Origin of the sequence: Citrobacter amalonaticus (assembly GCF_002918555.1) — a bacterium.
Classification (GTDB): Bacteria; Pseudomonadota; Gammaproteobacteria; order Enterobacterales; family Enterobacteriaceae; genus Citrobacter_C; species Citrobacter_C amalonaticus_A.
Window position 1 is genome coordinate 406,815 of sequence record NZ_PQMB01000003.1, and the last position, 15,775, is coordinate 422,589.

The 15,775-nt window shown below is 51.4% G+C and carries 20 protein-coding genes and 1 pseudogene; 12 read left to right on the plus strand and 9 right to left on the minus strand.

What is annotated here, in order from left to right; all coding sequences use genetic code 11:
- Positions 1-18: 18 nt before the first annotated feature.
- From radC to C3432_RS14520, 8 genes are all read right to left on the minus strand, one after another.
- Complete coding sequence (gene radC / locus C3432_RS14490) at positions 19-498, minus strand: RadC family protein (RefSeq protein ID WP_103777297.1); 480 nt, start codon at positions 496-498, stop codon at positions 19-21.
- Positions 499-509: 11 nt separating this feature from the next.
- Positions 510-974, minus strand: coding sequence for an antirestriction protein (locus C3432_RS14495; protein WP_103777298.1), 465 nt, complete (start codon positions 972-974; stop codon positions 510-512).
- A 138-nt stretch (positions 975-1,112) separates the two neighbouring features.
- Positions 1,113-1,931: a DUF932 domain-containing protein gene (locus C3432_RS14500; RefSeq protein WP_103777299.1), complete on the minus strand. Its 819-nt coding sequence runs from the start codon at positions 1,929-1,931 to the stop codon at positions 1,113-1,115.
- A gap of 116 nt (positions 1,932-2,047) precedes the next feature.
- Positions 2,048-2,599, minus strand: a complete 552-nt coding sequence (locus C3432_RS14505; RefSeq protein ID WP_103777300.1) for a DUF4234 domain-containing protein — start codon at positions 2,597-2,599, stop codon at positions 2,048-2,050.
- Between the two features lie 63 nt (positions 2,600-2,662).
- Positions 2,663-3,118: a hypothetical protein gene (locus C3432_RS14510; protein WP_103777301.1), complete on the minus strand. Its 456-nt coding sequence runs from the start codon at positions 3,116-3,118 to the stop codon at positions 2,663-2,665.
- A gap of 134 nt (positions 3,119-3,252) precedes the next feature.
- Positions 3,253-3,405: a hypothetical protein gene (locus tag C3432_RS27685; RefSeq protein WP_167809833.1), complete on the minus strand. Its 153-nt coding sequence runs from the start codon at positions 3,403-3,405 to the stop codon at positions 3,253-3,255.
- A gap of 180 nt (positions 3,406-3,585) precedes the next feature.
- On the minus strand, positions 3,586-4,473 hold the full coding sequence (locus C3432_RS14515; RefSeq protein WP_103777302.1) for a GTPase family protein: 888 nt from the start codon (positions 4,471-4,473) through the stop codon (positions 3,586-3,588).
- 97 nt (positions 4,474-4,570) lie between these two features.
- Positions 4,571-5,239, minus strand: a complete 669-nt coding sequence (locus C3432_RS14520) for a hypothetical protein (RefSeq protein WP_258041617.1) — start codon at positions 5,237-5,239, stop codon at positions 4,571-4,573.
- A 369-nt stretch (positions 5,240-5,608) separates the two neighbouring features.
- Here C3432_RS14520 and C3432_RS14525 point away from each other — a divergent pair, with 369 nt between their 5' ends.
- From C3432_RS14525 to C3432_RS14540, 5 genes and pseudogenes are all read left to right on the plus strand, one after another.
- On the plus strand, positions 5,609-6,223 hold the full coding sequence (locus C3432_RS14525) for an inovirus-type Gp2 protein (protein ID WP_103777304.1): 615 nt from the start codon (positions 5,609-5,611) through the stop codon (positions 6,221-6,223).
- 72 nt (positions 6,224-6,295) lie between these two features.
- A complete protein-coding gene (locus C3432_RS14530) occupies positions 6,296-6,502 on the plus strand; it encodes a helix-turn-helix transcriptional regulator (RefSeq protein ID WP_103766691.1) in 207 nt (68 codons plus the stop codon).
- Positions 6,503-6,553: 51 nt separating this feature from the next.
- Positions 6,554-6,631: pseudogene (locus C3432_RS28535) on the plus strand (putative zinc ribbon protein); the annotation flags it as partial.
- A 140-nt stretch (positions 6,632-6,771) separates the two neighbouring features.
- A complete protein-coding gene (locus tag C3432_RS14535) occupies positions 6,772-7,110 on the plus strand; it encodes a DUF7828 domain-containing protein (RefSeq protein WP_103777305.1) in 339 nt (112 codons plus the stop codon).
- On the plus strand, positions 7,110-7,565 hold the full coding sequence (locus C3432_RS14540) for a zinc-ribbon domain-containing protein (protein ID WP_258041624.1): 456 nt from the start codon (positions 7,110-7,112) through the stop codon (positions 7,563-7,565). The genes C3432_RS14535 and C3432_RS14540 overlap by 1 nt, the downstream gene beginning before the upstream one ends.
- A gap of 507 nt (positions 7,566-8,072) precedes the next feature.
- Here the strand turns inward: C3432_RS14540 and C3432_RS14545 are convergent.
- Complete coding sequence (locus tag C3432_RS14545) at positions 8,073-8,723, minus strand: GntR family transcriptional regulator (RefSeq protein ID WP_103777307.1); 651 nt, start codon at positions 8,721-8,723, stop codon at positions 8,073-8,075.
- A gap of 272 nt (positions 8,724-8,995) precedes the next feature.
- Here C3432_RS14545 and C3432_RS14550 point away from each other — a divergent pair, with 272 nt between their 5' ends.
- From C3432_RS14550 to C3432_RS14580, 7 genes are all read left to right on the plus strand, one after another.
- On the plus strand, positions 8,996-9,769 hold the full coding sequence (locus tag C3432_RS14550; protein ID WP_103777308.1) for an SDR family NAD(P)-dependent oxidoreductase: 774 nt from the start codon (positions 8,996-8,998) through the stop codon (positions 9,767-9,769).
- Positions 9,770-9,783: 14 nt separating this feature from the next.
- Positions 9,784-10,494, plus strand: coding sequence for an SDR family oxidoreductase (locus tag C3432_RS14555; protein WP_103777309.1), 711 nt, complete (start codon positions 9,784-9,786; stop codon positions 10,492-10,494).
- Between the two features lie 85 nt (positions 10,495-10,579).
- Positions 10,580-11,860 (plus strand): MFS transporter, encoded by a 1,281-nt coding sequence (locus C3432_RS14560; RefSeq protein ID WP_103777310.1) that lies wholly within the window; start codon positions 10,580-10,582, stop codon positions 11,858-11,860.
- A 17-nt stretch (positions 11,861-11,877) separates the two neighbouring features.
- Positions 11,878-13,017, plus strand: a complete 1,140-nt coding sequence (locus tag C3432_RS14565; protein ID WP_103777311.1) for a mandelate racemase/muconate lactonizing enzyme family protein — start codon at positions 11,878-11,880, stop codon at positions 13,015-13,017.
- A 2-nt stretch (positions 13,018-13,019) separates the two neighbouring features.
- Positions 13,020-13,901, plus strand: coding sequence for a D-hexose-6-phosphate mutarotase (locus tag C3432_RS14570; RefSeq protein ID WP_103777312.1), 882 nt, complete (start codon positions 13,020-13,022; stop codon positions 13,899-13,901).
- A 9-nt stretch (positions 13,902-13,910) separates the two neighbouring features.
- Entirely contained in the window at positions 13,911-15,029 is a 1,119-nt protein-coding gene (locus C3432_RS14575; protein WP_103777313.1) for a mandelate racemase/muconate lactonizing enzyme family protein, read from the plus strand.
- A 2-nt stretch (positions 15,030-15,031) separates the two neighbouring features.
- Positions 15,032-15,751, plus strand: a complete 720-nt coding sequence (locus C3432_RS14580) for a serine aminopeptidase domain-containing protein (RefSeq protein ID WP_103777314.1) — start codon at positions 15,032-15,034, stop codon at positions 15,749-15,751.
- Positions 15,752-15,775: the final 24 nt, after the last annotated feature.

The following is a 15,775-nucleotide window of genomic DNA, read 5'->3' on the forward strand; positions in this document are numbered from 1 at the left end:
TGTTGCTTTCCTCTGAAATTACAGCCATCCCCGCTCGGCAAATGAGACGATATCCATTCCACCAACCACCAGGTGGTCCAGCAGGCGGATATCTACCAGATCCAATGCCTGCTTAAGACGTTCTGTGATTCTTCTGTCGGCACCGCTGGGTTCTGAATGTCCAGACGGATGATTGTGTGCGAGTACGGCCGCTGCAGCGTTATGTTTCAGACCTGCCTTCACCACTTCGCGTGGATGCACACTTATGCTGTTGATGGTTCCGAGGAACAGCATGTCATCGGCAATAAGCCGGTGCTGATTGTCCAGCCACAGGACTGTGAATGCCTCGCGATCCATTGGGGCAAGCTGCAGCCGTAGCCAGTCGCGGACGGTATGGCTGGAGGTAAATGCCGCACCGGGTTCACGTAACTGTCGCTCCAGTAGAGTCAGCGCTTCCTGGATGGTTCGCTGTACAGAGGCGGGTAATTCACAGGCAAACAGCGGTAGTTGCTGTTTCATGGTCATCCCCTTCAGTCGATGAGGTGCATGATGGCGCTGCATTCGGGGTGGCTTAGTGCGTAGCCACGCAACCGGTAATAGTGGGCCGTCATGGCATCACATTCCGTTCGGCAGGCATGATAGCTGTATTCCAGCAGACAGGCCGCGATACCGGCCGCCATGGAGCTCATTGCGCCGCGGTTGCCATTCATGGTATTGAACAGTGTCCACTGTTCATCGTTCTCATCATCCGGCTCGGGGGCCATAAAAGCCCCACCATTGCTGAGTGTGTAAAAACGCCAGATGCCGCCGCTGTAATTTTCACAAAGCCGGTCCATCCAGCCGAAGATACGGGGCTCCAGCAGTATCCACTGCGGGATACCGCCAAAGTGCTGCGGCCAGAAATGAAGTCGCTGTGCATCAGGCAGCAAAGTAGCGGTAATGGGAACCGTATTGTCAGTACTGACGGGCGTGTGCAGACTGGTGGTGTTACTCATGGGATATTCCTTATGAAAGATAATCATTGAGGGCCCGTTGAACAGGGCCTTACGGTTGAGAGGCAGGCTTAGGGGGGACAGAAAGATGGATTATTGGCAGGTTACCTCATCCAGGCAGAAGACCAAATGTAGTCCACTTCAGCTCATCACCTGCTGTAGTTCTTCTGCCATTACCCATAATGCGCGGTTAAGCTTGATGTCGCCGTCGATACCGTTTACTGCTCTCGTCCGACTACGTTTCCCCTGTGCTGAATGACCGGACAGACCTCCTTTACTCAGATTTTCCTGCAGGCGGTTGAAGACACTCCACAGGTCATTCTGTTCATCCTGCCAGCGGCGGGCACTCAGCACCTGAGATTCGGTGACGGGCTGATGCTCTTCACCAAAACGGTACGTCAGGGCTGCTTTCGCCAGCGCCTGCTGCGCCGGAGGGGGCAGCAACAGAGACTGCATGGCATCTCGCTTCTCCTCCACCCGGTCAAATACCCCGAGCACTTCATAAGCACCTTCAATGACTTTCTCCACCACATCTCCTTTATGGGGCACCCGCACTTCACCCAATGACGTCCCGCAGACCAGGCCGTTACAGCAGACGCTGCGAAACAGCCCCGGCAGCATCTGATAACTGCTGGAGCCGTCATGCGAGTTGAGCAGAATAATTTCCGGGACCTGCTGACCAGTAATTTGCCCTGCACGGCGTAAGCGCAGCATGTGTTTGGTGTGCTCCCGGCGACTCGGGTCAAGGACGCGAGTCTGGCAGGCAAAGAACGGCTGAAAACCTTCACGCTGCAGACTCTCCAGCAGTGTGATGGTGGGGATATAAGCATACCGCTCACTGCGGGAAGCATGTTTCTCTTCACCGAACACGCTGGGGGTATGCTGCATCAGTTCATCATGGGTTAAGGGGCGGTCGCGGCGGATCAGATTAACGCGACCAAAGCGGCTGGCTAATTTCATGGGATTACCTTTATGGATGACATAAACGAAAAAGCCCTGCTCGTATGAGCAGGGCTTCAGAGGGGTGTATCAGGGAATCGCAGGATTCTTTAATGACAGCGAAAGTTACCGCGCGGTTACTTCGACTCTGTATTGGTTGGGTTATTCTCCGCCGGTAAAGTGGCTTCAGCAGGCGCAGCGGTTAAGCCACCCTGGATAATTTTGTGTTTAGCAAAAGCCTCCGGCATCGCATTAATGCACCAGGTGATATAAAAGACATTGAAGATAATGACATAGAACACATTCATCTTCAGTTCGAACTTAAAGGTGTTCAGTACGTAGCTCTGAAGAGCCGAGCGTGCTTTAAAGGCCCAAATGATGTACATCACACCGCTGGCAATGGACAATACGCCGCCGAGCATGGCAATAGCGTCCATAGTCGAGTCATAACCATACATTCCCGGGTCGGTTGTGCCCATCAAACTGAGTTGGCGCGAAATACCGTAGCAGATGGCTATCCACAGCACGTAAAGGTCAGAGGAAAACGAGACTTTCGTGGTGTCGATAATGATGCTTTGTTTACGGTAGAGCCACATCAGTGGATAGATACCGAAGGTGACGAAGGACAGTAAGACAAAATTCAGCGTTTTCGTGTTAAGACGAGCTCCGAGCGTGGTGATGTCGGTCATAATTGATTTCCTTATTATTCGGGGGATTTATTCAGGAGGATAAATTTGTTGATAATGCGGGGCTTATGGAGCAGCAAATCCAGAAATGCAGCCATCCGTCCCGAATTCAGGAATGACTCCAGAGGCACCCTGCAACGTAAAGACAGCAGCCTTCACACCATCCCCTGAAACAATCACTTTTTTGCCTTTACGCAGTTGGTTCCAGCCAAAGCCAAAATTGTCTGAACCAACATGTGATTCACTGTCTCCCATCTCCACTTTTTCGTTATTGTCGATTTTCACTTCCAGCCGTTTTTCCGTATCGCTGCTAACCTGATTGCCATGAATATCGGTGAATATCACGGTGGCAGCGCGGGAAGCGGTATCCTCACAGGACAGATAAAGCGAGGACTGCCCCTTACCCAGAACGATAAATTCTGATACCCCTTGTCCCCAGCCTGAAGTCCACTTCTCAGTACTGCCGAAGCCGAAAGCGGCTGATGACATCAGTAATGCGGAAAGTACGATAATTTTTTTCATATAAACTCCTTACACGCCAAAGGTATCGACGAGGAAAATCATGGCGAACACGATGAATATCGTGAGCAGAACGTTGATGATGAAGCAGCGGAAGATTTTCCGTGCCAGTCGGTGTGGGAATGCCATAGAGCCCCTCAGTCTCTGACGATGAGAAAGAAGAGCAACCCGGCAAGAATCGGGTCGATAATCATCGCGAGAATAAACCATCCCCAGAACGACCTTCCGGCCCCCTTAGCCAGAAAGCCCAGCACGACGGCCAGAAAAATCCATAACAAAACCAGTGGCATGTCATCTCCTTATAATGTTTGGATGTGTGTATCCATATCTGTTTTATTTCAATCAGATAGCAGCATTTCAGCTCAAGTTTATAACCCGATTGAATGAAGGGATAATGAATAAAACCGATCGGAACGATCGACGAAATCGATCATGAATAAACAAAAATATTTATCGTTGGACGTGAAAAACTAATCGAAGAAGAAGGACCACACGCTGCGGGCAATATGAGCGACGGTATGCGTAACTGCCTGCAGAGTCTTACGGGCAATCAGTGGCAGTGGTGCATTGTCAATAACGCGGTCAAGTGTATCGACGACGGCGTCACTAAAGCCGCTGTGGGCGGTTTCCCGGACGGGCGCGGAGTGATATGACTGATGCAGATGGGGCAGCAGCGGGCTGCGTGCCTGCTTTGGGAGGCGGTTTATCATTTGCTCCACGATACGAGCCAGGTGATAGCGCCCTTTTACGGATACAGGAATAATTACGTCATTCTGTATACCCAACTGGCTGGCAACAGCCTGCTGTTTACGTTTGATATTCTCAAGCTGAGTGGACGATGGCGTGGCTGAGTGCCAGTTCCATCGTTCGGAAGGCTCCACTTTATCCACCTGATTGAGTATCCAGAGCACCGACGGCATGGTGCTGCCGCACTGCGCCAGGATTGCCTGATAAAATTGCTCTTCCACAGAGAAGGCCCGGTCATCCGCTTTTAGCACCCACAGCACCATATCCAGTTTCGGGAGTTGTTCCTGATAGAGCTCGCGGTATTCTTTATCCCGGCTCTGACTCTCGCCCACACCAGGCAGATCCACCAGCGTGAGATAATGTTGCCCAAATCGCAGACGTACGCGCTGTGGTTCACGGGTACAGGCTTCCACGGCATTAACGGCACAGATTTCACTGCGGAACAGGGCGTTGCAGAGGCTGCTCTTACCGACACCTGTTTTACCCATAATGCCAATGACGGGTTCGTAAGTAATTAACTGACTCAGTTCCTTCATCAGGGTGTGACGTAATACCCGGGGATAGCGACGTAAATGGCGACGGATAATCTGATATCCGGAAGGCTGTTTCATTGAACACTCCTCAGAAATGAAACAGGCCATCCCAGAGGATGGCCTGATGAACGATATGCGCTGTTACTCAATGAGATAATATATATCTGAGATTTTTTTAATGTTTACGTTTCAGCGCTGAACCTCCCCATGCTCTGACTCCGGGGATCGACCTCACTCTACGCTGGAGTGTCCCCAGATAGAGAAGAAACTCGTCGGGATTATCGGTGTTGTACCGAAAGGCAGATATTCCGCCACATAAATCCTCATTGATGAATGAGCCTTCCTGTACCTTTTCACAACAGGCCAGACGGGGATGCTTTCCCCTGCAGTACTGAATATTGCCCAGCTCGGTATTGTAATTAATGACTACCGGATAATCACTCCAGCCTCCCTCACGAGCCGCCTTTGCAACCGAACGGACCCATAACTCACTCAAACATTTCGCGATATCGCTGGCACTGGCATCCCCAGGAATGTAAAACAGTGCGTAAATGTAGGGGCGATTTACCCGTTTTTCGTTACATATCAGCCATGAATATCCAGCGACGCACTTCCCGTATTTAAGCACCCGCATGTGATTCAGAAAATGCTTCAGTGCCAGATGAGTCTTCCTGGCATGCTCTCTGGCGCTGTCTTCTGAATACGTGCTCCCCCTGTTGGATTGGGTGATCACAAACGAGAATTTCAGGGCTCTGACCGCGCCTCCGGCAGAGAGATTCCGGAATAATTCCTTAAAGGATTTTTCAATGTTTTTCGCCCGGCGAGAGGAGTAGTAACTGTTCATTTTGAAAACATACAAGTTATGTAAATTGACATACATGTTATAGCTAAATCATTATGAGTCAATGCCTTAGGCAATGGCATCGGCTGTGTGAAAAACCCACATATTAAGTGACTTAACCGCAGGACGGTTATGCCTGCACTGAGCCCTGAAACAACGATGTCTGTAGCGTCTGGATGGGGGATCACACCAGAACGGCAAACGTTGGATTAAGGAATAAAATGATATTTTATAGAGAAGCACTTTCATAACGTCCCCCTTCCATCTCTCCCCCAGAAAACAATCTCAACTGCTTCACGATCCCCATCCTCGTTTCAAAACTAACGCCAGTATCTATTCCCATGACGATATCACCCACATGGAGATTCAGACATGGCTTATCACGACATTACCGACATCAACTTTAATCATGCTCAGCACCGTCCCCTGCAACGTAAATTGCATCATCACCAGAACCAGTTATTTGAGCGTTACTCAAAGCTGCTGATGTTACGGGTGGACTTCTCCTACCGACTGAACAGTGACTCACATCGTGAGGGAGACATTCACGCCGCAGTAGCGGACATGACGCTACTGCTACAGCAAAGCCAGGACATCAAAGGGCTGGTGGGTTACGCATGGGTTCTGGAGCATACCGGACAGCATAGTTATCACATTCACGCTGCGTTTTACCTGAATGGCCAGAAGCATCGTCAGGCGTGGACGGTCTTTGAAGCGCTAAGTAATACCTGGAAGTATGTAACCTGGGATGAGGGGCATGCGTATCGCTGCAAACCCGAGGAGCATTATCGCGTGAGGGGTGAACGGGTGACGGCCCATGACGATACCAGGGGGCGTAAGGGAATGCAGTACATTCTGAGCTACCTCAGTAAACAGGCCCAGAAAAACCGGGGGGTTATTTACCAGTTGAGTGAGATTCCTGCTGCACCAGCCGCTGGCAGACGGCGAAACGCCAGCCAGGCTCCCGTTCAAAAATTACGGCAGTGAGTCATTGTTTGAAGAACGTTCGGTATCTCATCACACGAACGTCTTCTCCCTTACCTCTGACGGAGAAAAACGATGACCACCCCAACCAGTATTCTCAGCGATAAGTTAGTCGATATGGCCTTTATCACTCAGCTTACCGGCTTAACCGACAAATGGTTCTACAAGCTTATTCAGGATGGGATATTCCCTAAGCCTATCAAACTCGGACGAAGCTCCCGCTGGCTACAGAGCGAAGTGGAAGCCTGGTTACAGCAACGCATTGCAGAGTCACGGGGCTGAACACGCACGACGAAGAAACATAACCGCAGGACATGGCAGGCTCCGGTACGCTGGATTTGTCTGCAGTGCCATCGACAATACTGCGGGGAGCGCATGTGTCCGTTCTGCTACAGTATGGTCAAGTTATAGCCGCCGCAGCTAACTGAGTCATCCCCCTCAGCATCACCCACTCATACACTTAAATCTATACCCCGCCTGATACCAGCATGACGGTGCCCATACCGGGACGGTCTATGCCTGTGTGTCATATGACGGAGAGGACTATTACTATGTACCCAAAATCATTTCTTGCCCTCAATAACGCTGGTCGCCTGACCGGTGCCAGAACCGCACTACGCTCTCCTGACGAACAATACACCTGCCAACACTGCGGCAGTATTCTGGTGCTGCACGTTGACGCTGAGCGCCCGTGGTTTGCGCATACCGATGCTGCACTCACTGAGCGAGGCACGCAAGGTTGCCCTTACGTTCACCCTGCGGCTGATGAAATTCAGTTGATACGCGAGCTACGTCGTTACGTACCCAATGCGAAGCCGGTGGTCAGTCATGCAGATCAATACGCCAGTGAATATCACGCTTACGGAGATGAGGAGGTCATATGCTCCTGATGCCATGCTATTGGGCTCTGAATACCAGAGGTGAGCACACAGGCAGCAGAAGCGCGGCCAGCCAGCCTGAAGAAAGCTGGACATGCCCGTCCTGCGGATGTCGTTTGGTACTGCATTCTGATAACCCTGGCATTCGCGCCTGGTTTGAACACGACCAACGGTCAGTGGGGAATGATGTACTGAGGCAGTGCAAGTATCGGGACGACTTTGCCACATTGCCGGGAGACTGGCACACAAGGTTTATATTCACCTTCTTTCCTCTGGATGCCTCTGCGCCTGTGGAGGCCTGGTATTGCGTCTGGTGTGGGCATCACTATGCGGGAGAGAAGCACTGTGCGGGCTGTAACACCGGTATCTACAGCATCGAAGAAACCGCCTGGCGAGAGAATTATACCAGTCCTGTTGATAGTCTGGGTGACCTGCGTTCACTCCCTCGTGTGTCAGGAGGCCGGTAAAATGGCTATAAAATTCCGACCAACAGCACATGTGATTACTGCCGATGGTGAGTGGGTGGCGGTTGATGAGCTTTCTTATCTGCACGCCAGGCCGTTGCGCTGCGGCTCCTGCCACATACACGTGCTTGTCACACGAGATAGCAACGGGGCGTATGAGCTGATTCATCGGCCGCGGTCTGAGATAGGTAGAAGACTGCTCAGGCGCTGTCGTTACGGCAACCCCGTATCGGCGTCACGACGTTTTGAATTCAGAGAACTCTGACTCAGTCATTCGTTTGATAGTAGATTAACCCGCCCTAACTAGACGCTCCCGATCTATAGCGACGCCAGTCTAAATATCAATGTAATTGGATGGCGGTGAAACACAAGGGCACACTCAAGGTCAGTCCAACATTAGGACAGATTTGTCTACGGGCTCGGGGGCACTCCAAATGTTTACGGATAGTGCCAACTACACCAGTGGCACATCCGTTTCCGCATCCTGTCGACGCATTTAATAAAAGCACATCAACGGGCCAGCACTTTATAAGTAAACTCGGTGAAGTAATCGTTGACGTTTTTCGAGGCGCTGGCGGCGAGTTCTTCATCGCCATGACAGATATTGCGCAGCATTACAGCGTTCAGTTGTGATGCTTTCACCAGCTCATGCTGATTGCTGGCGCTAAGCTGAGCAAACCAGAAGCGGCTGGAAAGCCCCTGTAGTGGCGAAAGACACGGCTGCAGGTATTCATTCTCTGCTGCCAGGCCAATCAACGCATAGGCTTGCTTGAGTAATGCGCCAAACTGACGCATATGTGAAATATCGTGAATCGCCTCAAATGATTCCGCCAGTTGCAGCATTTCCTTCTTCTGCTGATGCGTACCGCGCCGGGTTGCCAGACGCACGGCGAACTCTCCCACGCAGCGGCGCAGTTCCAACACTTTGAGCTGTACCTCAACAGAAATGGCAGGGATAAAAACGCCTTTATACGGATAAATCTCCACCAGCCGGTCATTTGCCAGACGCTGTAACGCTTCCCTCACCGGGCTACGCCCAAAGCCCGTCAGCTCCATAAGCTGCGCTTCGGACACCATCGAACCTGGCGCAAGATCCTGAAAAATAATCATGCTTTCAATGGCTTCATAGGCCTGGTTCATTTTATTGACGGGCGGATTCATGACGTTCTCCCTGCTGAGTTGTGGGCATTATCCCTCTAACGCAACAAAAATGAAAATTAGAAATTCTCTGTTAATTAGACAGTTACGACAAAATTTGTGATCTCCATCGTAATTAACCCAACAGATGATGGATGTTTTTTCTGCAAAGTGCAAATCTAATAACCAACTAATATATCAGTTGTTGATTAAGTGATTGAGATATCGTCAACACAGGATGCTACTGCGGCTCTACACATTGCCGTCGCGTGTTGCACACTTAAAAGGAGAAGGTCGTGAGTCTACAAAACCAGGTCGCACTGGTGACCGGTGCGGGAAACATGAAAGGAATAGGTAAAGGCATTGCCTGCGCCCTTGCTGAGGCGGGTGCAGATATTGTCATCAACTACGTTATCAACCCAAAGGAAGCCGAACAGGTTGCCAACATCATTCGAGGGCTTGGCAGGCGCGCGCTGCTGGTTAAAGCCGATATTTCTCATCCAGAGCAGGTCCGCCAGATGTTTAAGGACGTCGACGCTCACTTCGGGCGTCTGGATATTTTGGTGAACAATGCCGGTGTTTGCGTCTGGGAACCCTTCCTTGATATCACTAAACCCGCCTTTGACCATGCGGTAAACATCAACATCAAAGGTACCTATGATTGTGCACGCCACGCTGCACGCATGATGGTGAAAAAAGGTATTCGTGGTCGCATCATCAATGTTGCTTCTGGACATGCTCGCCGCCCAATGGCGTTGATGGGCGTTTATGCTGCGACCAAAGCTGCAATTGATCAGATGAGTCAGTCAATGGCCTTCGAACTGGCACGCTATGGTATTACCGTAAACCAACTCTGGCCCGGGTTTGTCGATACTAATATCAACGATCCGAAGCCCGAACTGGCAACCGATGAAGGACGGAAGAAGTTGCTGGCAACAATTCCTATTGGCCAGCCCGCAACCATTGAAGAGCTAGGCGCCGCCGCAGTCTATCTGGCAGGAAACCACGGTGCCGTCGTAACGGGTGATTTTATTAAAATTGATGGCGGCCAGCATATCCGCTGCATTTAATCAGGAGAATAGAAATGGAAAACAAAAATACCATTCTGATTACCGGCGGTCAGACTGAACCCAACCTGTTATCCACGCTGGAAAAATATTATTCCCAACAGGGATGGAGCGTTTATTTTAGTCAGGAAACTGAATATCACAAAATGGCCATAGCTATTGACGAGATGACTATCGGTGAAAAAAAACTGAATGCCTTTATCTACATTTCCCCACCACCACGCCAGGGTTCAATGTTGGACGATGACGAACATATCATTGCCGAAACGATGAATGACGATCTGGAAAGAGGATTATGGTGGGTACAAAATGCCTGTAAAAAAATGGTACAACAAGGTGTGCAAGGACGTGTTGTCACGCTCGCACATATTGCGGCGTTAGTGCCTACTGAGCACTACTCTTATGGTGCTGCCAGCCAGTTGGCCCTGATGAACGTCTGCCGTTCTGGTATTCAGGAGCTGGTACCTTATGGCATTAAAATCAATACGATATTCCGTGGTTTTAGTGAAGAAGATCCGCAACAAAAAGCGTTTGTCGAGCAATTAAAGCAACTGCATAAAGACGATGGTATTCCACTATTGGAATATGTTAATGCTGAAGAGATTGCCAAAACCAGTATACTGTTAACCGATCCGGATATTCACAGTTTTAACGGGGCTATGTTAACGCTCGATGGCGGTTTTTATGTCACACGAAAAATACGCTATCTGGATCCTGTCAGGGAATGACAGAATAAAATAACGACAAAATAATTCTTACGAATAATTATGTATTATTTTTACCACTAACCTCATATTAGTGAAGGGTACCTCTATGAATACGCAATTCCGTCGTGTCATTCTCGTCATGCTGACGCTGGCGATGATCATCAATTATCTCGACCGTTCAGCATTAGCCTACGCGATGCCCTTTATTACTCAGGACTTTCATCTGACGCCTGAAGAAAAAGGCATTATTTTCGGTAGTTTCTCGATTGGTTATGCCTTATTTAATTTTATTGGCGGCGTGCTGGCTGATAAATTTGGCCCCAAGCGGGTGTTTACCTGGTCAATGTCCATCTGGTCAATTATTTGCGGTCTGACGGCAGGCTGTTTTAACTTCTGGACTATGTTTATTGCCCGTGCCTTTTTCGGTGCCGGGGAAGGTCCCATTTCTACCACGGCCAACAAAGTCGTGAATAACTGGTTTCCTTTAAATGAACGTGCCCGCGCTGTGGGCATTAACCAGGCTGGAGGCCCTTTAGGCGGTGCGATCTCCGGTCCGATCGTCGGTTTTCTGTGTATCACGTTCAACTGGCGTATTTCCTTTATCATCATTGCCTTTATCGGCATTACCTGGGCCATTATCTGGGCCCTGATTGCCACCGACAGGCCCCGGGATAACAAACGGGTATCTGCTGATGAAGCCCAATTGATTGAAGGCGATGAGGACGTGCTCATTCCAGACGCGGAGCCCGGTGCCCCAGCCCCTTCAATGTGGAGTGCGATCCTCCAGCCGTCTATTCTCGCCACCGCGCTGTCGCTGTTCTGCTTCAACTACGTGCTGTTTTTCTTCATGAACTGGTTCCCGACATTCCTCGTCGATACCACTGGGATCAGCCTGAAAGACATGAGTCTGGTCGGTGTGCTGCCGTGGGTTGCCGGGACGCTCGGCTACGTTTCCGGTGGCTTCATTATCGACTTCATCTACCGTAAAACCGGCAAACAGCTCTTCTCCCGCAAAGTGGTACTGGTGACCTGTTTCGGCATCTGCTCCGTCTGCGTGGGGCTGATCAGTCAGACGCAAACTGCGATGGGAGCTGTTGCGTTGATGACTGTCGCCTTTGGCTTCATGCAAATTGCCGCCCCCGCCTACTGGACGTTGATTCAGGACGCCGCGCCGAAAGAGTACGTCGGGAGCGCGGGCGGACTGATGCACGGTCTGGCTAATATCTCTGGCATCGTCGCGCCCACCGTGACCGGCTTTATTGTCGGCTCAGGCTCTTACGCCGCTGCTTTTATCCTCGCCGGTTGCCTCGGCGTACTGGGAGCAACTGTGGTGGCGCTGTTTGTGAAAAAAGCAGCCCGGCATGACGGACATAAATCCCTCGCATAGCACAAAAGGAGGACCGGGTGAAAATTATCGATTTCGAATCCGGGCTGTACCGCGTCCCGCTCACTGAGAACTGGGGGTCGTCAAACTACGCGTTCTCCAGTCTGGAATTTGTGGTGGTGTGGTTAAAAACGGATACCGGACATACCGGTACCGGCTGGACGTTCAGTACTGGCAACGGCGGCAGCGCGTTTAAAAACCTGATTGACCATTATCTTGCCGCTAAAGTGATGGGAGAAGATCCGCTGAATGTCGAGCGCCTGTGGAGCCGCATGTGGCTTGAAAGCCACGATATCGGCTCGGCGGGCGTGACGACCCACGCAATCGCAGCCGTAGATATCGCGCTGTGGGATCTCATTGGTCAGCAGTTGAATCAGCCGCTATACCGACTGCTCGGTGGCTATCGGGATACCTTACCGGGTTACGGCAGCGGCGTGAACCTGCATCTCTCACTCGATGCCTTGCTTGCACAAATGGAAGGTTTCCTCAGCGCGGGCTATCGCACGGTCAAAATGAAAATCGGCAGCGAGGATGTTGAGGACGATCTGGTTCGCCTGTTGGCAGTACGTAACTTTGTGGGACCTTCGATTAACATCGCCGTAGATGCCAACAAGAAGTGGTCCTCGGGTGATGCCGCTCGTCGGATGGCAATACTGAAGCAGGTCGGACTGTACTGGCTGGAAGAGCCGCTGCTCAGCGACGACATCCACGGTCACCGCCTGCTGCGCCAGAAATGCCTTGTTCCAGTTGCCGTTGGTGAAAGCCTGTACACCAAATACCAGTTCGCTCACTGGATCAGCCAGGAGGCATGTGACTACATTCAGCCGGATGTTTATCGGGTGGGGGGAATTACCGAGTTTGTGAAAATCGCGAAATTAGCTGAAAGCCACAACATACCCGTGATCCCGCATTTCGGTATGGAACTGATGGCGCATCTGGGCTGTGGCTTGCCCAACATCCAGCTCTTCGAGGGGTTAAAGGGGGCGAGTCTGAGCGAGATGGGAATAATTTCTCAATCCTGTCAGGTCGTAAACGGCACTATTCGTCCGGGCGAAAGACCAGGACATGGCATCACGTTCGATCGTCCCGCGCTGGCGCGCTATGCGATGAACGACGATCTGTTACACCAGCAAAATGTCACTACACGGACGGATGTCTGACAATGAACGTAATTCAACAGCTATTCGCTCTACCGGTGCTGGAGACGCTCAGCCCCGGGATTACCCGGCGGAAAATGGATGAACTGGATATTCTGGTGATTCAGACACCTTACTGCGACGCCGCCGTAGCCTTACAGGGGGCGCATCTGCTCGCCTGGAGGCCGTTGCGGCAAACAAATTCTGTACTGTGGTTAAGCGATAACACGCCGTTTAAAGCCGGAGTCCCCCTTCGTGGCGGTGTGCCCGTTTGCTGGCCGTGGTTCACCGATCTCGGTGGTGAGCCGTTTCACGGTTTTGCCCGCATTCTCCCGTGGCAGTTAATAGCGCTCAACAGCGCCAGAACTTCCCTTTCTCTGACATTGCGCCTTTGTGAGACACCGCAAACTCGCCAGTGGTGGAACCACGCTTTTCAACTGGAGTTGACGCTGAATTTCACGGCAGAGATCTGCGAATTGCTGCTAACCGCTCACGGTAATTACAGCTCCACCGCCGCCCTGCATAGCTATCTCGCGACGTCAGATATTCGTGCTACGCGTATTCACGGAGTGGGAACGAAAGGCTACGACACCGTTGCAGGGAAACCGCGACAGAATCTGCCATCGCCGCTCTCCCTGAATGGCGAATTTGGCGCGATCTGTTCACATGCGCAACCGCAGACGGTACTCATCACGCCGGACAGAACCCTGACGCTCACCCATGTCAATAACAGCAACGTAGTGGTGTGGAATCCCTGGCAGCAACGGGCTGCACAGATAAGCGACATACCGGATGACGGCTGGCAACACTTTGTCTGTCTGGAAACGGCGGCGATCGATCGTCCCCTTGTCAGCACGCCTCAGCATCCTGCTTCTCTGGGTGTGCAGTTTGCGCTCTCTCATCATTAAGGACACTTTATGCGTATTACGAACATAGATTGCTTTCTGGTCCGTCTGCCTTATACGCCAACAATGACGCGCACCACCGATAAACAAGGTCTCTTTAATGCCGCGCGGTCGCTAAACCCCACCCTGGATGCGTTGTTAGTGAGGGTCGAAACCGATAGCGGACTTACCGGTTGGGGAGAAGCATTTGGTCACGCCTGTAATCCCGCCAGTATGGCGCTGTTAAGCGGATTACTCGCTCCATTCTTTACAGGTGAAAAGTGCGACGACATCGAGGCGTTGATGCAGAAAGCACACTATGCCTTTCACAGCTATGGTCGTGGCGGTGCCATGATGTATGCACTTTCCGCACTGGATATCGCCCTGTGGGATCTGCGTGGCAAAGCAGAGAATCTGCCGCTATGGAAATTGCTCGGCGGCACGCGCTCCCAGGTTGAGTTGTATCCCAGCCTCGCCAGTTTCGACGGAAATGTCGCTAAACTCATGGAGTGTATTAATCCCTTAACTAAAAAGGGTTATCGGCATATTAAACTGCACGAACGAGATCCGCAGGCTATTGTGGAGGTTGCCCAGGCGCTGCCGGATGAGGTCACTCTGATGGTTGACACCAACTGCGCATGGAACGCGCAACAGGCAGAAGAGATTCTCCCCCAACTCCATGCTGCAGGTATCAACTTTGTTGAAGAACCAACATTTCCACCAGAAAACATAAGCCAGCTCCGTTACCTGCGTCAGATGACGGGCGCACGCGTTGCCGCAGGAGAAAACTTTAACAACAGCGAAGAGTTTGCGTTAAGTATGGCGCTTGATGCAGTAGATGTACTTCAGCCCAGTGTCGCCAAAATTGGCGGTATCTCCGCCGTACTGGACATTATTAAACACGCACGCGCGCATGAGAACGTTAGCCTGCTGCCACACTGTTTTTATTATGGTCCGGGGCTCCTTGCGAGCGCCCATCTCCTAAGCGTGTTGCCAAAACCCGTTCCACTGGAAGTACCATGGTTGATGTTTGAACAAATCCTGCATCCGTTTATGCATTTCGAACCGGTGATGGAACTGCCACAAGCGCCGGGTCTGGGCTTTACCCCTGATATCGACGTACTGGAACGCCATCTGATTGCGAAAGGATAAAAATGGACATTGTTATTTCTGACCGTCTGATTGCCAACACGCCTGCGCTCTGGTTTCGTCCAGCAGACGGTAATGCCAGCCGCAGACCGCTCATCGTACTGTTTCATCGCTTTATGGCCTCGCGCGAGTTAGATGCCAATCTGGGTTATATGCTCGCGAAGGCAGGTTACAGCGTGGTTTGTCCACAGGCGGCGCTGCATGGGGTCAAGGATGATGCAACGCTTCGCGCCGCCTCTTTCTGGCAGATCCTGCAACACACCCTGGATGAACTTCCCGTATTAATCGCAGCGTGTCAGCAGGATAATCTGGGCGATATTTCTCGACTCGGCTTGCTGGGTACATCAATGGGGGGATTTGCGGTGCTGGGGGCAATGGCACGTTATCCGGTTATTCAGGCCGGAGCCGCCTACATGGCAAGCGGTTATTTTACCGACGCCATCCCTGCGATTCATCCTCCTTCTGGCAACATGACTGCAAATTGCCTGTGCGGATTGGCCCCTTACGACGTCGCAGGAAAAGAAGCTATTCTGGCTCAACGACCCCTTTTTCTCTGGCACGGTGAGCAAGACACGATTGTCGACGTGCAGTACACTGAACGTCTCCGGAAGGCTATCAACAGTGATTCGCTAACCTGCATCATCGATCCACAGGCTGGGCATAAAATCACACAGTCATCCATTGAGGAAGGCCTCCTGTTTTTTCGTCAGTCCTTACCGGTTTAACTCATGCAGCCCGGTATCACCGGG